The following is an 812-nucleotide window of genomic DNA, read 5'->3' as shown; positions in this document are numbered from 1 at the left end:
GGGAACGTTGAGTAGATTGCCATTGGGCTAGCACGCTCTACCACCATGTGAAATAGACCAACGCGAAGAGAAAGTATCGGCCCCCACACAGCACACTATCTTCGAGAGGAAGTATGCGGGTTTATTATAGTTTGTACGGTCACCTGCTTAATAAAGCGAGGCTGTTCAAAGGGTTTAAAAAGGTATTCAAAGCGAAAGGTGCGGCCGGAATAGATGGGCAGAGCCTGAGCGCGTTTGCCTCAAATCTGGATAATGAACTATCGCAGCTTCTTCTTGAACTCAAAACCAAACGCTATCAACCGCAACCGGTAAGGCGGGTCATTATCCCGAAAGACGGGGGCGGTGAGCGTCTATTGGGTATCCCAACAGTCAGGGATAGAGTGGTTCAACAATGCTTGAATGACCTCCTTACCCCCATCTTCGAAGAGCAGTTCCATCCATCAAGCTTTGGTTATAGACCGAAGCGGAGCTGTCACGATGCCATCAATAAAGCCACGATGTTCATCCGTCGATACGGACGGCGACACGTGGTGGACATGGACCTGTCGAAGTGCTTCGATAAGCTGGACCATACGCTTATCATTAAGAGTATTAAAAGACGGGTTCGTGATGGTAGCGTGCTGAGTCTCATTGCTCAGTTCTTACAAAGTGGGGTGATGGTAGATGGACATTGGCAGCAGACAGAAACAGGCAGTCCGCAAGGCGGGGTAATAAGCCCGCTCATAGCGAACATCTATCTGGATGCGTTCGATGAGGAAATGAAACAACGTGGGCACCGCATAGTGCGCTATGCTGATGACATCCTTATCCTG

The 812-nt window shown here is 49.5% G+C and carries 1 protein-coding gene; it reads left to right on the top strand.

The features are described 5' to 3' along the window. Positions 1 to 113 precede the first annotated feature (113 nt). The coding region (ltrA, locus tag GY843_RS07625) for a group II intron reverse transcriptase/maturase (protein ID WP_297308186.1) at positions 114 to 812 on the top strand (699 nt) is incomplete at its 3' end.

The organism is Neptuniibacter sp. (genome assembly GCF_024231755.1).
GTDB lineage: Bacteria > Pseudomonadota > Gammaproteobacteria > Pseudomonadales > Balneatricaceae > Neptuniibacter.
This window is presented reverse-complemented; position numbering and strand designations above follow the sequence as displayed.